Origin of the sequence: Holdemania sp. Marseille-P2844, assembly GCF_900120005.1 — a bacterium.
In the GTDB taxonomy this organism is placed as follows: domain Bacteria; phylum Bacillota_I; class Bacilli_A; order Erysipelotrichales; family Erysipelotrichaceae; genus Holdemania.
In genome coordinates this window covers 1-15,026 of record NZ_LT635453.1, presented here as the reverse complement: position 1 = coordinate 15,026, position 15,026 = coordinate 1, and the positions used below count along the sequence as shown (strand labels likewise).

The following is a 15,026-nucleotide window of genomic DNA, read 5'->3' as shown; positions in this document are numbered from 1 at the left end:
GTTTCCTTGAGAAACTGGAAAGTTTCGCAAATGAACAAAATTGATTGCGGCCGACATCTCTGAGTTTCTTGACAAGCGGAAAGCGACCGTCTAAGATTAAAGAGGTAGATAAATAAATTGATAGAAAAGAGGAATTATCCATGGCTGAAGAGAAAATTACGCTGACGCTGAATCCCCAGATCACAGAAGAAGAAACCGTTGCGGAGCCGGCTGTACAGATGGAGACTGCCGATCAGCAGCAGGAAGTGAAATTAAGTCCGGAAGAACAGAAAATGGTCGACGACTTTTCCAAACAGATCGACGTTACCTCGTCCACAACCGTGCTGCAGTATGGCGCGGAAGCCCAGAAAAAAATCGCGGATTTCTCCGATTCCGCTCTGCAGAACGTCAGAACGAAGGATTTAGGCGAAGTTGGCGAGATGATGGCGGATCTGGTCGGCGAGCTGAAAGGTTTCTCTGCCGATGAAGAAGAAGAAAAAGGCTTGTTCGGCATGTTCAAGAAAACGACGAACAAGATGGAAAAGATGAAAGCCCGGTATGACAAGGCCGAGGTAAACGTCAATAAGATTTCCAAGGCGCTGGAGGATCATCAGATCACGCTGATGCGCGATATCGCTCTTCTGGATCAGCTGTATGAGAAAAACATGGTTCATTTCAAGGAACTGACGATGTATATTTTAGCGGGCAAGAAAAAGCTGCAGGAAGTTCGAAGCAAGGATCTGCCGCAGCTGATCGCCGCCGCGCAGAAGAGCGGTTTGCCGGAAGACGCGCAGAAGGCGAACGATCTGGCCAACGCCTGCGATCGGTTTGAAAAGAAGATTCACGATCTGGAACTGACGCGCACGGTCGCTCTGCAGATGGCGCCGCAGATCCGTCTGGTTCAGAATAATGATACGCTGATGACGGAAAAAATCCAGTCGACGCTGGTCAACACGATTCCGCTGTGGAAAAGTCAGATGGTGCTGGCGCTGGGCCTGAACCACTCCAAGCAGGCGATGGAAGCTCAGCGCGAGGTCAACGAGATGACCAACCAGCTGCTGAAGAAGAACGCCGACACGCTGAAAATGGCAACGATCGAAACCGCGAAGGAATCCGAGCGCGGCATCGTCGATATCGAAACGCTGCAGCATACCAACGAAGCGCTGATCTCGACGCTGGACGAAGTCGCTCAGATTCAGAAGGAAGGCCGCCAGAAGCGGATCGAAGCCGAAGCCGAGCTGCGCAAGATCGAAAAAGAGCTCAATCAGAAGCTGCTGGAAATCAACCGCTGAGCCGGCGGTTTTCAGATACGTCAAAACAAAACGGAAGTCCGGATGGAGTTCCCGTTTGTTTCGCAGGCGTTTTTGTGCGCAGAGATCAAGGATTAAAACAAAAAGAATTCCTATCTTTGCCGGAGTGAAACCCGGACGGAGCGGAATTCTTTTTTATATTTACACTTTTTGCTGCGGGCAGATCTGTTTGCGAATGTCTGCGCAGTGATCAACCCTGGATTAAAAATAGCGAGACCCCGCGGCATCGTGCAATCCTGCGTCAGGATCGGCTGGAATTATTGCGGGGAAAGGTTGGAGTATTCCTGACAGACCTCAATAAATGCTTGAGCGGAGGGCGTCAGGTATTTGTTGCGGTGGTGAATGATGCTGCAGGTGCGGTTGGGCAGCGGGGAGGCCAGCGGCAGCCCGGCGATCGCACCGCTTTGAATTTCGTTTTTGACCAGCTCATACGGCAAAATCGAGATCCCGATGTTCTCCTTGACGGCGTTGATGATCGAGCGGGTGCTCGTGCTTTCCCACAGCGGCGTGATCTGAACCTCGGCCGTGACCAGCAGGGCGTCGACGACCTCGCGGGTACCGCTGCCCGGTTCTCTTAATAATACCGGGTAATCGGCAAGCGCTTTGACTGTGCATTTGGGACTTTGAGTCAGCGGATGCATTGGGGCCGTAATGACGATCAGCCGGTCGGTGTAAAACGGTACGCAGACGATATCCGGCGAATACGACAAGCTTTCCACTAACGCCAGGTCAAGCTGGTTCGTCAGCACTTTGTCTTCAATGATCCGTGAATTGTCGATCAGAACCTGCGTGCGGATCTGGGGAAACCGCAGGTTGAAGCGCCGGACTAACTGCGGCAGCATCTGTGTCCCGGTTGAGATACTGGAACCAATCCGCAGCGTTCCCGCGCTGTCCCAGTTTTTCAGCTGCGTCTCCATATCGTCGAACGATTCGATGATGTGGCTCGCATAGCTCAGCATCTTATTGCCCGATTCCGTCAGATACAACTTTTTGGAGATCCGGTCGAATAAGAGAATTCCATAGTATTCCTCCAGCTGTCGGATCGCCAGCGAGACTGCCGGCTGGCTCAAATGCAAGCTTTCCGCGGCCTTGGTGATGCTTCCCGTGCGGCAGACTTCAACAAAAATCCGCAGATGACGCAGGGTCATAATCAACGCTCCTTCCTGAAATCGAATTCATATCAAAAATGATATGTTATTTATAAAATTATATTATTGTCTTTATGAGAACACAAGTCTTATAATAGAGCGGGAGGAAGAAGAGATGACACAAATGGAAGAGAAGAAAAAGCCTTCAAAATTACAAATGTATGCAAAAATGTTCGCTTCGACATTTACGTTAAGCATGTTTACGTTCGGCGGCGGGTTCGTCATTGTCCCGTTGATGAAAAAGAAGTTTGTCGATGAGCTGCATTGGATCGACGAGGAAGAAATGCTGGACATGGTGGCGATTGCCCAGAGTTCCCCGGGCGCAATCGCGGTCAACGGTTCGATCATCATCGGCTACCGGCTGTTAGGGGTGCCGGGCGCGCTGGTCAACATCGTGGCGACGGTGCTGCCGCCGTTAATTATCTTAACGATTATTTCTTATTTCTATGCGGCGTTCCGCAGTTCGCCGATTGTCAGCGCCGTGATGCGTGGCATGCAGGCGGCGGTGGCGGCGGTCATTCTGGACGTCGTCTGGAACATGTTAAAGGGATTAGTGAAAGAAAAGAACGTCGTCAAGTATTTCCTGTTGGTCGCGGCGTTCATCGCCAGCGTTTACTTTAAGGTTAACATCCTGATCATCATCGTCGTCTGCGGTGCGATCGGCACAGTGGATTACATGACGCGGGAGAAGAAAGCGAAAGAAGGGGAGGAACAGAAATGAATATCTTTATCCAGCTGTTTCTGAGCTTTTTCCAGATCGGCCTGTTCAGCATCGGCGGCGGCTACGCGGCGATGCCGCTGATCCAGAGTCAGGTCGTTGAAATTCATCAGTGGCTGACGATGACACAGTTTGCGGATATCATCACGATTGCGGAAATGACGCCGGGACCGATCGCGATCAACTCTGCGACGTTTGTCGGCACGCATATCGCGGGTCTGCCGGGCGCGATCATCGCGACGATCGGCTGCGTGGCCCCTTCCTGCATCATCGTCTTATCCCTGGCTTACGTTTATACCAAATATAAAAACCTGTCGTTGATGAAAGGCATTCTGTCCGGTCTGCGCCCGGTCGTCATCGCTCTGATCGCTTCGGCGGGGCTGTCGATCTGCAAGCTGGCGTTCTTCAAAGAAGGCGCGGCGGGCTTCGGTCTGGAATTTCTTGACCCGCAGAATCTGATCTTCTTTGCGGCGGCGTTCTTCATTCTGCGCAAATGGGAACCAAGCCCGATCAAAGTCATGGTCGGCGTGGGCGTGATTAGCGCGCTGCTGAGCTTTATTTAATCCATTTCTTTTGAAAGGAACGGACACACGCCGTTCTTTTCTTTTACCTGTTATGTCAGAAAACCGGCTGCGGACTTTGAGAAGCGCTGAGAGCTGCCACGCAACGGCGCCCGCTTTGGACAGATCGCGAAATTCCAGTCGTTTTGCCTCTGAAATTTTGATACAATATAAGCAGAGAGAAAGAAAGAGGGCTGTTATTATGAGTATTCCTGTACCGGCAAAATACATTGCCGACTTTGAAAAGCGCGGCTTCGGCATGTTTATCCACTGGGGACTGTATTCCCAGTTAGCGCAAGGGGAATGGACGATGAACCTGCATCATATTTCCCAGGAAAAGTACACCGAGCTGTTCAACAACTTTACGGCGGAGGACTTCGATGCAAAGAAGATTGTGGCGCTGGCCAAACAGGCGGGCATGAAATACATCACGCTGACGACGCGGCACCACGACGGTTTTTCATTGTACGATACCCGCGGTTTGACCGATTACGACGTCATGCATACACCGTGCGGACGGGATCTGGTCAAAGAATTTGTCGAGGCCTGCCGCGAGGAAGATATCCTGCCGATCCTGTATCACACGACCTTAGACTGGGTTCATCCGGATTTTGACGCCGATTTCGACGCTTATCTGGAATATCTGTCCAAGTCGGTGGAGATTCTGTGCACACACTATGGGAAAATCGGCGGGCTGTGGTTCGACGGCAACTGGTCCAAGCGCGATGCGGACTGGAAGCTGGATGAGTTCTACGGCATGATCCGGCGGCTGCAGCCGGATGCGATGATCATCAACAACACCGGTCTGTCCCGTCAGGGCGAAGCCGGTCATCCTGAGCTGGATTCCGTTACGTTTGAACAGGGTCAGGCGACGCCGATGGATCGCGAAGGCAAGGCCAAATACATCACGGCGGAAATGTGCCAGACGATGAACCGGCATTGGGGCATCGCGGCGCATGATCTGGATTACAAGAGTCCGCGTCAGATGATCGAACGGCTGTGTCATGCCCGCAAGGTCGGGGCCAACTATCTGCTGAACATCGGGCTGACCGGCCAGGGCGGCGTTACGAAGATGACGGAAGCGTTATTGGAAGTCATCGGCCAGTGGACGGCGATGGCGAAGGATTCGCTGTACGATGGCAAGGTGTGCGATATCCGCTGCAGCCATGAAAAAGACTTCGTGCTGGAAAAAGACGGGGCGGCGTATGTGTATGTCCACGATCTTCCGCTATTGGGGCCGAAGGACGTCGTCGCGGCGTATGAAAGCACCGATGAGGATCATTCGCTGTCCAAACTGCACCGCAAGGTCAAATCGATCCGCTGGATCGACAACGGCGAGGAATTATTGTTCAGCCAGAAGGATGACGTCTGCAGCTACCGCGCTGTCGGCTTCCCATATGGCAGCCACTGGATTGTGCGTGTCGCCAAAGTGGAGTTTGAATAAGCCGGGGCTTCGTAACTTTTAAGCAAGCTTAACTCAACAAAACATAAGATAACGCTTTCCAAGATCTGAGAATTAAACTGGGATAGGAGACCGAATTAATTTATAGTGGAAGCAATGATATAAAAGCTGGCCATATCCAGCCTGAATTCAGGCTGAGCATGACCAGCTTTTTGTTTTGGTTTGAATGAAAATTCGAGCGCAGAATCCAAGGCTTTTAAGTTTCGTGAAATTCCAAGTCTGTTTTAGCGATATTAATAAACCCGCTGCTTCCACAGGCCGGTTTGATAGCGCCGGCGGCAGAGCACAAACCGCAGCACAAAGTCAACAAGCAAGCCGATCCACGGTCCGATCACACCCAATCCGACCGGATAACATAAGAGCCAGGACAGGGCCGGGCGGATGATCGTGGTCGAAACTAAGGCATACACCGCGATTAAGCGTGTGTCCCCGGCTCCGCGCAGCGCGCCGCCATACACCGTCATCGCGCTTAAAGAAGGGACGCTGAGCGCGAACAGTATCATAATCCACGATCCCAGCCGGATGATTTCCGGATCCGCGGTAAACATTTGAATCAACGGCGCGCGAAACAGGATCAGCCCGGCCACCATGAGAACCGCCATCGTCATCGCCAGCCGGTTGCAGATCACAGTGACGCACTCCGCCCGATCGCTGCGCCTGCGGCCTAAATTCTGGCCGACTAAGGCCGCCGCGGCGGCCGCAAAGCCGTCGTAGCAGCTGAAACAGATGTTGCAGATATTCATGCAGATCTGATGTGTCGCAAACATCTTGGTACCCAGGCCCGCGACGATTAAGGCATACAGGAAGAAACCCAGCCGCATGCACAGCTGTTCCACAAACGCGCTGAACGAAATCTCGCCGACCGGCGCCAACACCTCCCGGCTTGGCAGCCAGCTTTTTTTCAACGTCAGCCGGAGCTTGCTTTTGGGACTGACCAACGACTGGACGCTCATTAAAAACGCGATGAAGCAGCCCAGTGCCGTCGCGATCGCCGCGCCCGCCACCTCTAAGCGCGGAAAGCCAAAATGTCCGCCGATCAAAAGATAATTGAAAACCACATTGATCCCATTGGCCGCCAGATTGGTGCGCATCGAGATCTTACTGTTGCCGGCGCAGCGCTGGGCGGCGTTGATCGTCATCCCGATATTGCCGAAGAACTGGCCGACGATGACAATCCGGAAATACTGCACCGCCAGATCAATCGTGTCCGCCTGCGCGCCCGCGAATTGGATGTAAGGCCGGGCAAACAGAAACGATAAACCGCAGACCAGCGCCGAGATCAGCACGGACATCAACAACGACTGCCGCAGACAGGTATTGGCGTCGTCCAGCCGGTTGGCGCCGATCCGGCGGGAAATGATCGCCGTGATGCCGACGTTCAGGGAAGCGATGAACGCAATCGCAATAAATTTCGGCTGGTTGGTCAGGCCGATCGCCGCAATCGCGGTTGTGCCCAGAGTGCTGACCATGATCGTATCGACCAGCGACGCCAATCCGACGAAGATCGATTCCACCGTCGCCGGCCAGGCCAGGTCGATCGTTTCTTTCAATAAATGTCTGCCTTCCTGGGGATCGAAGCCGGAGGGCAGAAACGGCTGAAGCTTTAAATTCATTCGTTATTCCTCTATCGTTCAGACACAGTGTCTGAAAATCTAATTTATTATAACACCGCCCCTGCGCTGCGGGAAGCACAAGAAAAAAGTCTGCTTTTGAACAAGCTGAACGATTCTGAGGAAACCCGGTTACTTCGTTAGCCGGCAGTGCCGGCTGTCAATGAATCGGGATACACAGCATTACTTCGTTAGCCGGATTGTCTGGGGAAACCAATGAAGCGTCAGCCGCAATCCTTTTCCACCAGCTCCCGCGCCAGCCAGCGGCAGGGGTAACGTCCGCTGGTCAGCTCCTGAATTTTTTCGATTAAGGAAGAATTTGTCGTTAAAAACTCGTAGACCACCTGTTCGCCATACTCTTTTGCCACGATGTCCGCCTGATCCTTTAATAAATAATCCAGCTTGCCGATCAGGTCGTAGGAAAACGTCAGCGTGTAGCGGTCCATCTGGATCGTTTCCACCTTCGGCGCCAGCTTCAGCGTTTCGCTGACCGATCGGGAATACGCCCGAACCAAGCCGCCCGCGCCCAGTTTGATTCCGCCGAAATACCGCACCGTGACGGCGCAGCAATCCTGCAGGCCGCTGAGCTTCAAGGATTCCAGCATCGGGACGCCCGCAGTCCCGCCGGGCTCTCCCGCGTCGTTGGAACGCTGCAGTTCGTTGTGCTGCCCGGCGATATACGCGTAACAATGATGATTCGCTTCCGGATGCAGCTTCCGGATTTCCTGAATAAACGCCTTGGCCTGCACTTCATCCAGACATTTGCGTACATAACAGATAAATTCCGACCGTTCGATCACGATCGTGTGATGAAAATCTTCTTTCAGCCGCATGCGATCACCTCTTGGTTTTCATCTTATCATGATTTCAAGCCGCAAACAATCCTTCCCGTTTTCATCGTTTTAGGGATCGAAGCTTGTTCTATAAAACAAAAGAAAAACCGGAACACCCATTCCCGGCGAAATCCTTTTGAAATAAGACTTGTAGAATAAGCCCAATTCAACTAGAATAAGACTATTGATTTAAGAAAGCAGGGGTTTTATGAGTAAATTCAATTCCGATAAAATGGGGACCATGCCGGTCGGCAAGCTGCTTTTCAGCATGTCGGTGCCGGCGATCTTTTCGATGTTGGTTCAGTCGTTATACAACGTTGTCGACAGTATTTTCGTCGCACAGGTCAGCGAAGACGCGCTGGTCGCGGTTTCGATCGCCTTTCCGCTGCAGATGCTGATCATCGCGCTGGCGCTGGGGGTCGGGGTCGGCACCAATGCGCTGATCGCCCGCCGGTTAGGCGAGAAACGCCGGGAGGAAGCGAATATTGCAGCGAATACCGGAATCGTGCTGTCGTTGATCAACATGGCGCTGTGCATGCTCGTCGGTCTGTTTCTGGCCAAGCCGTTTGTCGGCCTGTTTACGCAGGATGCCGCGGTGTTTGCGATGGGGTCGCAGTATTTGATGATCGTCATGGTATTCTCAGTCGGCGTCATGATTGAAATGACCTGTTCGCGCGTGCTGCAGGCAACCGGCAACATGATCGTGCCGATGATTTCGCAGCTGATCGGCGCGATTACCAATATTATTCTTGATCCGATTTTTATCTTCGGCTATTTCGGCGTACCGAAAATGGGCGTGGCCGGCGCAGCGGTGGCGACGGTTATCGGTCAGATCCTGGCGATGATCTTCGTCTTGATCGTCTTGAAAGTCGGCACGCATGAGGTCGATATCGCGCCGTGGCGGCATCATCCGCAGATGCAGGCGGCCAAGGATATCTACCGCGTCGGGATTCCGACGTTTGTCATGAACGCGATCGGTTCCCTGACGACGACTGCGATGAACGCCATTCTGATGAGCTTTTCTGCAACGGCAGTGGCGGTTCTGGGCATCTATTTTAAGCTTCAGTCGTTTGTCTTCATGCCGATTTTCGGCTTAAACCAGGGTGCCATGCCGATTCTGGGCTACAACTACGGCGCGGCGGATGAAAAACGCTTCACCCGCACGCTGGCGCTCTCTTTCGGCGTGGCGGTCGCGATCATGCTTGTCGGCACGGTGCTGTTCTGGACGATGCCGGAGATGCTGCTGAAGCTGTTCAACGGCTCTGATCAGATGCTTCAGCTGGGCGGCTATGCGCTGCGGGTGCTGGCGCTGTGCTTCTTGCCGGCGGCCTGCAGCATCATCATGACGACGATGTTCCAGGCGTTAGGCAAAGGCATGATGAGCTTGGTCATGTCGTTATTGCGCCAGCTGGTATTCATCATTCCGCTGGCCTGGATACTCGGCCAGCTGGGCGGCCTGGGCGCCGTCTGGTTCTGTTATCCGGCGGCGGAGCTGCTCGTCGCGCTGATCTTCGTGCCGATCGCTTTAAAAACGATAAAGAAAAGTTTTGAAGCGGAACGGCAGGAAACCGGGGCATATTAATAAAATACCGACGCGGCGCATAGACATGATCCGCGTTGTGAAAGTCATTGAAAACTTTGGATTTCCAATTCCGGTAAGCTAAAAAAACAGCCGGCATAACGCAGACAGGGAGGTCGCGAGTCTGATCATGAAAAAAGCATGTATCTTTTTATACGGCGCTTCGGCGGCGCTGATGATTATCAGCACAATCTTTCAGCTGCAGCATCACCTCTACGCCAAGCTGGGCTATCTGGCGATGGCGCTGGGCGTGCAGCTGATCGGTCCGCTGGCGGTCAAAGGGTTGAAATTAAAAGACGCCTGGGGTTTGTTGTTCTGGACGCAGCTGTTCATCGCCGTCGCGATGATTATCGGCAATACGCTTAACGGCTATGCCATTCCCTGCTTTGACAAAGTTCTGCATTTCAGCTCCGGCATTCTGATCTGCGCCGGGATCACACTGGTTTATTGCTGGCTGAAACAACAATGGACGGAAGACTCGCGGCGCCATTACCTTTTAAAATGTCTGTCGATTCAGGGGATCAACATGATGATCGCCTTTCTGTGGGAATGCTTTGAATTCGCCTGCCTGATCTTTCTGAAGATCGACGCGATCAATCACTACACCCAGGGCGTTTATGATACGATGACAGATATGATCGTCTGCTTCTTAGGCGGCCTTGTCTTTCTGACCCTGCTGACGCGGCATGAGCGCAAAGGAAAAAACGATCCGCTGACCGCTTCGCTGAAGACGTTTTATCAAACCAATCTCAAAGACCGTTAAAAAAGCGGCCGATTAAAAACTGTCAGGGACTTCTACGCAGAAGACTGGCAGTTTTTATTTCGTTTTTTCAAGCGTTTCTTCGCGGGAAAAGACAAAAGCAGGATTAAAATTCAGACAAAGCGGAGAAACCGCCGTCCGGATCCTCTGTCCTCTTACGCAAAAACCGGCAAAATCGAACAGCGCTGATCAGACGGTTCTGCCGCAGAAAGGCGGGAAAATAAAAATAAATTAAATCCGCCGAGGCATACTAGAGGCCAGGAGGAAATCATGATGCAGATTGAAGGAATCGTCCGCGCTGTTCCGCAGCCGCACCTTGAAATCAAGACGGAGACCATGCCGGAAGGGGCGCTGATCGTCATGCTGGGAACCCTGTTATTCAAACAAAAGGCGGAAAGAAAAGGCTGTCTCTGGACACTGGAACTCCCTGCGGAAGCTTTTTCCCTGCAGCCGCTCACCGCCGGCGGCACCGTTGAAATCTGGCTGGCTCCGGAAGCCGGCGAATGCCTGACGCGCTGTCCTCAAGCCCTGCAGGAAGCCCTTCTGGCCAATCGAAGCGCTTGTTATTTTTTTCAGCTGCTTGATCCCTGGCAGCGGGAACGAATCATGAATTATGCTGAACAAGGTGCAGAGGAACAACGAATTCGCCGGATTGACAAAATCATCGCGATGCTCTATGAAAGACGTACTTTGTGAACTTGTGAAAGTAAAATAAGAAAATTAGCACTTATCTATTGACAGTGCTAAAAACTGTGATATACTAAAATTGCAAGTTGGGAAAGACCCAATGAAGCCAGGAATAAGACAGATAGAAAGAGGCGATTCAAGATGAGATTTGTACCGAACACCTGGATGGACAACTTGGCCGACGAGGTTCTTAAGGATCCATTTTTCAGAAAGAATAACGTCCCGGCTGTCATGAAAACCGATATTCGTGAGCGAGAAGATGGCTATCTTCTGGATATTGAACTCCCTGGATTTAAAAAGGAAGAAATCAAAATGGAACTGGAAGACGGTTATCTGACGATTGCGGCCGCCCGCACAGCTTCCAATGAAGAACGAAGCGAACAGGGCAAGCTCGTTCGCCAGGAACGTTTCAGCGGCAGCTGCACCCGGACCTACTTTATCGGTGAGGAAATGAATGTCGAGGATATTAAAGCCCGCTATGAGAATGGCGAACTGAAGGTCTTCGTCCCGAAGAAGGATCCGCAGGCGATGCAGACCAAAAAGACCATTTCGATTGAATAACTTCTCTGAGCAATCAGAGTTCTGATCAGGCAGGATCGCATAAGTTGAAAACAGAAAGAGGTGTGATGTATGAGATTACTACCGAGAATGATGTTTGACGACTTCTTTGATGACGTGTTTGACGAACCGCTGCTCCACCGCAACGCAATTACGGCGATGCGCTGTGACATCCATGAGAAGGACGGCAGTTATCTGCTTGACATTGAATTGCCAGGCTGCAGCAAGGAAGACATTAAGATGGATTTGGAAGACGGCTATCTGACGGTTTCCGCTATCCGCAATACCAATAAGGAAGAAAAGGATGATCAGGGCAACGTAATCCGCCAGGAGCGGGTTCAGGGCTCCTGCTCCAGAAGCTTCTATGTCGGCGAGGCGGTGACACCGGAGGATATCAAAGCTCACTATGAAAACGGCGAGCTGAAGATCGTTCTGCCGAAGAAGGATGCGCCGGCTGTGGAAAACAAGAAAACCATTATGATTGAATAACCCGGGCTTAGAATCAGCGGATCGCAAGTGCCGCTGATTTTTTCTTTTTGCGCTTTTGTCTATTCAGGGACAAAGCCCGGTGTTTCGGCTGTTGGAAGTAAGCAATCCATTTTCATAAGATTGCAGCGAATGGAAAATATCCGTCTTGCTGAAGGCTGAGTTAATCCGCCGCCATGCCTGCCGTTTTAAAAAGCAGGCTGGGAATCCGGAAGAATTGACAGAATCTGACGATTGTCTATCGCATCCCTGTTCCCCTTCGGCTATACTGGGTCTGTAAACAATAAAGGAGGGAGAATCAGGTGAATACACTCGAAATTCTGGTCACCTGCCTGGCTTTGTCGCTGGATTGCTTTGTGGTCATGATGGCGCGGGGCGCGATGATGAATCCTCAGGAACATCGCCGTTCGCTGATGAACAGTTTGATCTTCGCCGGATCCAGTCTGTTGATGATCGTGCTGGGGTCGCTGGCCGGTTCTCTGATCAAGAGCCAGCTGGTGCTGCATGTCAATCAGGTGATCGCCGCGCTGATCCTGTTTGCGCTGGGCTGCTTCCTGCTGATTCAGGCATTTCGTCAAAAAGCTTTCGAGGAACGTCACGACGAAAGCTTTAACTACAAAAAAGTACTCATCCTGGGGTTGCTTACCAGCGTCGACGTGTTCTTGCTGGGCACGAGTATGACACTGCTTCAGACAGACTCGATTCAGGTATGTCTGATTTCAACGCTGGTTACGCTGGTCTGCGTTGAGCTGGGACAACAGATCGGCTATCGGCTGGGGCTGGCCTATCGTCGGACGATCTTCACGGCGGGCAGCGTCATTCTCTTTTTGATCAGTCTCAAGATTCTTTTCCAGGTGCTGACGCATCTGCGGTAGGGGGGACGAGCATGGAAAAACGGGGGATGATGAAACGCTTTCTGGCTGAAAGCCTGAAAGAACTCATGCTGCAGAAAAGTTTTGAGAAGATCACGATTAAACAAATCTGCGACAAAACCGGCGTCATCCGGGCGACGTTTTACAATTACTTCGAAGATAAGTACGCCGCTTTAAGCTACATCATCTATCTGGATACGGTGGAAACCGCACTCCCGTATATTGAAAAGAAGCAATTCCTTCAAGCTGTCAAAGCGATGCTCGATAACTTTGTGGAAAACCGCGAATTCTATCAGATCGCATTTCGGATCACAGGTCAGAACAGCTTTGAAGACTTGTTTGAAGAAAACGTCCAGCAGCTGTTTACCGAGATGTTCCGCCGTTATGGCCGGCCGGAGCAGTTAGGTACGATGAGCGAGGAAGAGCTGGCCGGATACTTCGGCAACAGTCTGTGCTATACGGTCAATCACTGGCTGTGCCACAACCGCAGCATGGACAGCGAGACGTTTCTGAAGCAATACGGCGCGGTGGTCACCAGCTCGATTTTCGATTTCCTCGATATGCCGCAAAGCGGCGGCAGCGGGCTGTGAGTTTTGGGCAGGCCATTTGTAAAGTTCCCTTTCAAAATGGGGAAAACTTCACGGAAGAAGGCTTGACACAAAGACGGAAGCGTGATAATTTTTAGACAGTTAACCGACTGACGGAAGTGGAATTGACCACAGGGAAGTTAATGCTAAGCAGAGCCGACCGTCTGGGCCATTGTGGACCAGCAGTGCGGCTTTTTTTCGTAAAAGGAGGAGAACAGATGAAAGAGTATCAGCTGAAATACGGATGCAACCCCAACCAGAAACCAGCCAGCGTTGATATTGAAGAAGGCGACCTGCCCTTTACCGTTTTAAATGGACGGGCCGGCTATATCAATTTGCTGGACGCTCTCAACGCCTGGCAGCTTGTCAGGGAATTGAAGGAAGCGACCGGCATGGCCGCCGCGGCTTCCTTTAAACATGTATCTCCAGCCGGCGCGGCGATCGGGCTGCCCTTGGATGAAACAATGAAAAAGATCTATTTCTGCGAAGGAATCGAGCTGACGCCGATTGCCTGCGCGTATATCCGTGCCCGCGGTGCTGACCGGATGTCTTCCTATGGTGATTTTGCGGCGCTGTCTGAGGAATGTGATGAAGCCACGGCCCGTTTCTTATCTAAGGAAGTTTCCGACGGTGTAATCGCTCCGTCTTACAGCGAAAAAGCGCTTGAAATTTTACGCGCAAAACGCAAGGGAACCTATCTGGTCCTGCAGATGGATCCCAACTATACGCCCAAACCAATGGAAAGCAAAGAAGTGTACGGCGTGCGTTTCCATCAGCAGCGCAACGATGTGAAGATCGACAAAAATCTGCTTCAGAATATCGTATCTGAAAATAAGGAATTGCCGGAGGGAGCCAAACGCGATCTGCTGATCGCGATGATCACGGCCAAATATACCCAGTCCAATTCCGTTGTTTATGCCAAAGACGGCCAGGCGATCGGGATCGGCGCCGGCCAGCAGTCCCGTATTCACTGCACGCGCATGGCGGGCAACAAAGCGGATATCTGGCATCTCCGTCAGCATCCGAAGGTATTGAGCTTGCCGTTTAAAGAGAAGATCCGGCGGCCTGACCGCGATAACGCGATCGACGTCTATATTTCCGACGAATGGGAAGACCTGCTGCGCGAGGGAAGCTGGCAGGAAGTCTTCACGGAAAAGCCTGAGGTCCTGACGGCAGAAGAAAAGAAAGCCTGGCTGGCACAGGTCAGCGGCGTCTCCCTGGCTTCCGACGCTTTCTTCCCGTTTGGTGATAATATTGAACGGGCCCGCAAGAGCGGCGTGTCCTATATTGTTGAAGCAGGCGGCTCGGTCCGCGACGATCATGTCATTGATACCTGCAACCGCTACGGTATCGTTCTGATCTTTAACGGCGTGCGGCTGTTCCATCATTAAAAAGTTCCATCATTAAAAATAAGAACAAGCATTCAAGTTTGTCATTCTGAAAATAAAAAAGCGAAGAGAAGGATATCCTGATCAACCGGGGACACTGCGTGGTGTCCGGCATTGGCTGAAAAGGATATTCTTTTCTTTATACGGAAAAGAAGAAATGATCTTGAATGAAACTGACCGGGCTTAAATTGAAGAAGACGATTGATTGAATAAAGAAAACAGCGTGATTCAAATTGGAAGAAAGAATTAAAAATGGCGAGTCAAGAAATGAAGCAAAACGAGAATTACCCCTCGATCGAAAAATGAACAAATAAGCAAAAAGGCTTTAAAATAAGGGGGAAACAAAGTGAGGGGAGAAAATACAAAAAAAATAAAAAAAGATGTTGACAGAAAAGGGGTGATTTGGTAATATTAATGAGCACCTCGCGAGAGGGCGTCGATCTTTGAAAACTAAACAGGAAGAAAAGCACAAATACAACGTCAATTCAT

15 protein-coding genes are annotated in these 15,026 nt (G+C 51.5%); 12 read left to right on the top strand and 3 right to left on the bottom strand.

All coding sequences use genetic code 11. From position 1 onward, the window contains the following. Positions 1-140: 140 nt before the first annotated feature. Positions 141-1,271 carry a toxic anion resistance protein gene (locus BQ7364_RS12695; RefSeq protein ID WP_072685080.1) on the top strand — a complete coding sequence of 377 codons (1,131 nt, stop codon included), beginning with the start codon at positions 141-143 and terminating at the stop codon, positions 1,269-1,271. A gap of 275 nt (positions 1,272-1,546) precedes the next feature. Here the strand turns inward: BQ7364_RS12695 and BQ7364_RS12690 are convergent, their stop codons facing one another. After that, positions 1,547-2,437 (bottom strand): LysR family transcriptional regulator, encoded by an 891-nt coding sequence (locus tag BQ7364_RS12690; protein WP_072685079.1) that lies wholly within the window; start codon positions 2,435-2,437, stop codon positions 1,547-1,549. 115 nt (positions 2,438-2,552) lie between these two features. Here BQ7364_RS12690 and BQ7364_RS12685 point away from each other — a divergent pair, with 115 nt between their 5' ends. The 3 genes from BQ7364_RS12685 (at position 2,553) to BQ7364_RS12675 (ending at position 5,159) form a co-directional block, all read left to right on the top strand. Then, complete coding sequence (locus tag BQ7364_RS12685) at positions 2,553-3,158, top strand: chromate transporter (protein ID WP_229056729.1); 606 nt, start codon at positions 2,553-2,555, stop codon at positions 3,156-3,158. Beyond that, a complete protein-coding gene (locus BQ7364_RS12680) occupies positions 3,155-3,718 on the top strand; it encodes a chromate transporter (protein WP_072685078.1) in 564 nt (187 codons plus the stop codon). Before BQ7364_RS12685 ends, BQ7364_RS12680 begins: the two co-directional genes overlap by 4 nt. Positions 3,719-3,917: 199 nt before the next feature. Further along, positions 3,918-5,159 (top strand): alpha-L-fucosidase, encoded by a 1,242-nt coding sequence (locus BQ7364_RS12675; RefSeq protein WP_072685077.1) that lies wholly within the window; start codon positions 3,918-3,920, stop codon positions 5,157-5,159. 251 nt (positions 5,160-5,410) lie between these two features. Here the strand turns inward: BQ7364_RS12675 and BQ7364_RS12670 are convergent, their stop codons facing one another. Together BQ7364_RS12670 and BQ7364_RS12665 are read right to left on the bottom strand one after the other, a co-directional pair. Then, the gene (locus BQ7364_RS12670) at positions 5,411-6,790 is read right to left on the bottom strand and encodes an MATE family efflux transporter (protein ID WP_072685076.1); all 1,380 of its coding nucleotides are present in this window, start codon (positions 6,788-6,790) and stop codon (positions 5,411-5,413) included. 221 nt (positions 6,791-7,011) lie between these two features. Continuing rightward, positions 7,012-7,620 (bottom strand): YigZ family protein, encoded by a 609-nt coding sequence (locus BQ7364_RS12665; RefSeq protein ID WP_072685075.1) that lies wholly within the window; start codon positions 7,618-7,620, stop codon positions 7,012-7,014. Positions 7,621-7,828: 208 nt separating this feature from the next. Here BQ7364_RS12665 and BQ7364_RS12660 point away from each other — a divergent pair, with 208 nt between their 5' ends. From BQ7364_RS12660 to BQ7364_RS12625, 8 genes are all read left to right on the top strand, one after another. Beyond that, positions 7,829-9,202, top strand: coding sequence for an MATE family efflux transporter (locus BQ7364_RS12660; protein ID WP_072685074.1), 1,374 nt, complete (start codon positions 7,829-7,831; stop codon positions 9,200-9,202). Between the two features lie 127 nt (positions 9,203-9,329). Further along, positions 9,330-9,962 carry a DUF2238 domain-containing protein gene (locus BQ7364_RS12655; protein WP_072685073.1) on the top strand — a complete coding sequence of 211 codons (633 nt, stop codon included), beginning with the start codon at positions 9,330-9,332 and terminating at the stop codon, positions 9,960-9,962. 270 nt (positions 9,963-10,232) lie between these two features. After that, positions 10,233-10,655 (top strand): YdeI/OmpD-associated family protein, encoded by a 423-nt coding sequence (locus tag BQ7364_RS12650; protein ID WP_072685072.1) that lies wholly within the window; start codon positions 10,233-10,235, stop codon positions 10,653-10,655. Between the two features lie 132 nt (positions 10,656-10,787). Next, the gene (locus BQ7364_RS12645; RefSeq protein ID WP_072685071.1) at positions 10,788-11,207 is read left to right on the top strand and encodes an Hsp20/alpha crystallin family protein; all 420 of its coding nucleotides are present in this window, start codon (positions 10,788-10,790) and stop codon (positions 11,205-11,207) included. A 69-nt stretch (positions 11,208-11,276) separates the two neighbouring features. Beyond that, positions 11,277-11,693 (top strand): Hsp20/alpha crystallin family protein, encoded by a 417-nt coding sequence (locus tag BQ7364_RS12640; RefSeq protein ID WP_072685070.1) that lies wholly within the window; start codon positions 11,277-11,279, stop codon positions 11,691-11,693. A 299-nt stretch (positions 11,694-11,992) separates the two neighbouring features. Next, complete coding sequence (locus BQ7364_RS12635) at positions 11,993-12,565, top strand: manganese efflux pump MntP (RefSeq protein WP_072685069.1); 573 nt, start codon at positions 11,993-11,995, stop codon at positions 12,563-12,565. Between the two features lie 11 nt (positions 12,566-12,576). Beyond that, a complete protein-coding gene (locus BQ7364_RS12630) occupies positions 12,577-13,152 on the top strand; it encodes a TetR/AcrR family transcriptional regulator C-terminal domain-containing protein (RefSeq protein WP_072685068.1) in 576 nt (191 codons plus the stop codon). A gap of 215 nt (positions 13,153-13,367) precedes the next feature. After that, positions 13,368-14,540, top strand: a complete 1,173-nt coding sequence (locus tag BQ7364_RS12625) for a phosphoribosylaminoimidazolecarboxamide formyltransferase (protein WP_072685067.1) — start codon at positions 13,368-13,370, stop codon at positions 14,538-14,540. Positions 14,541-15,026: the final 486 nt, after the last annotated feature.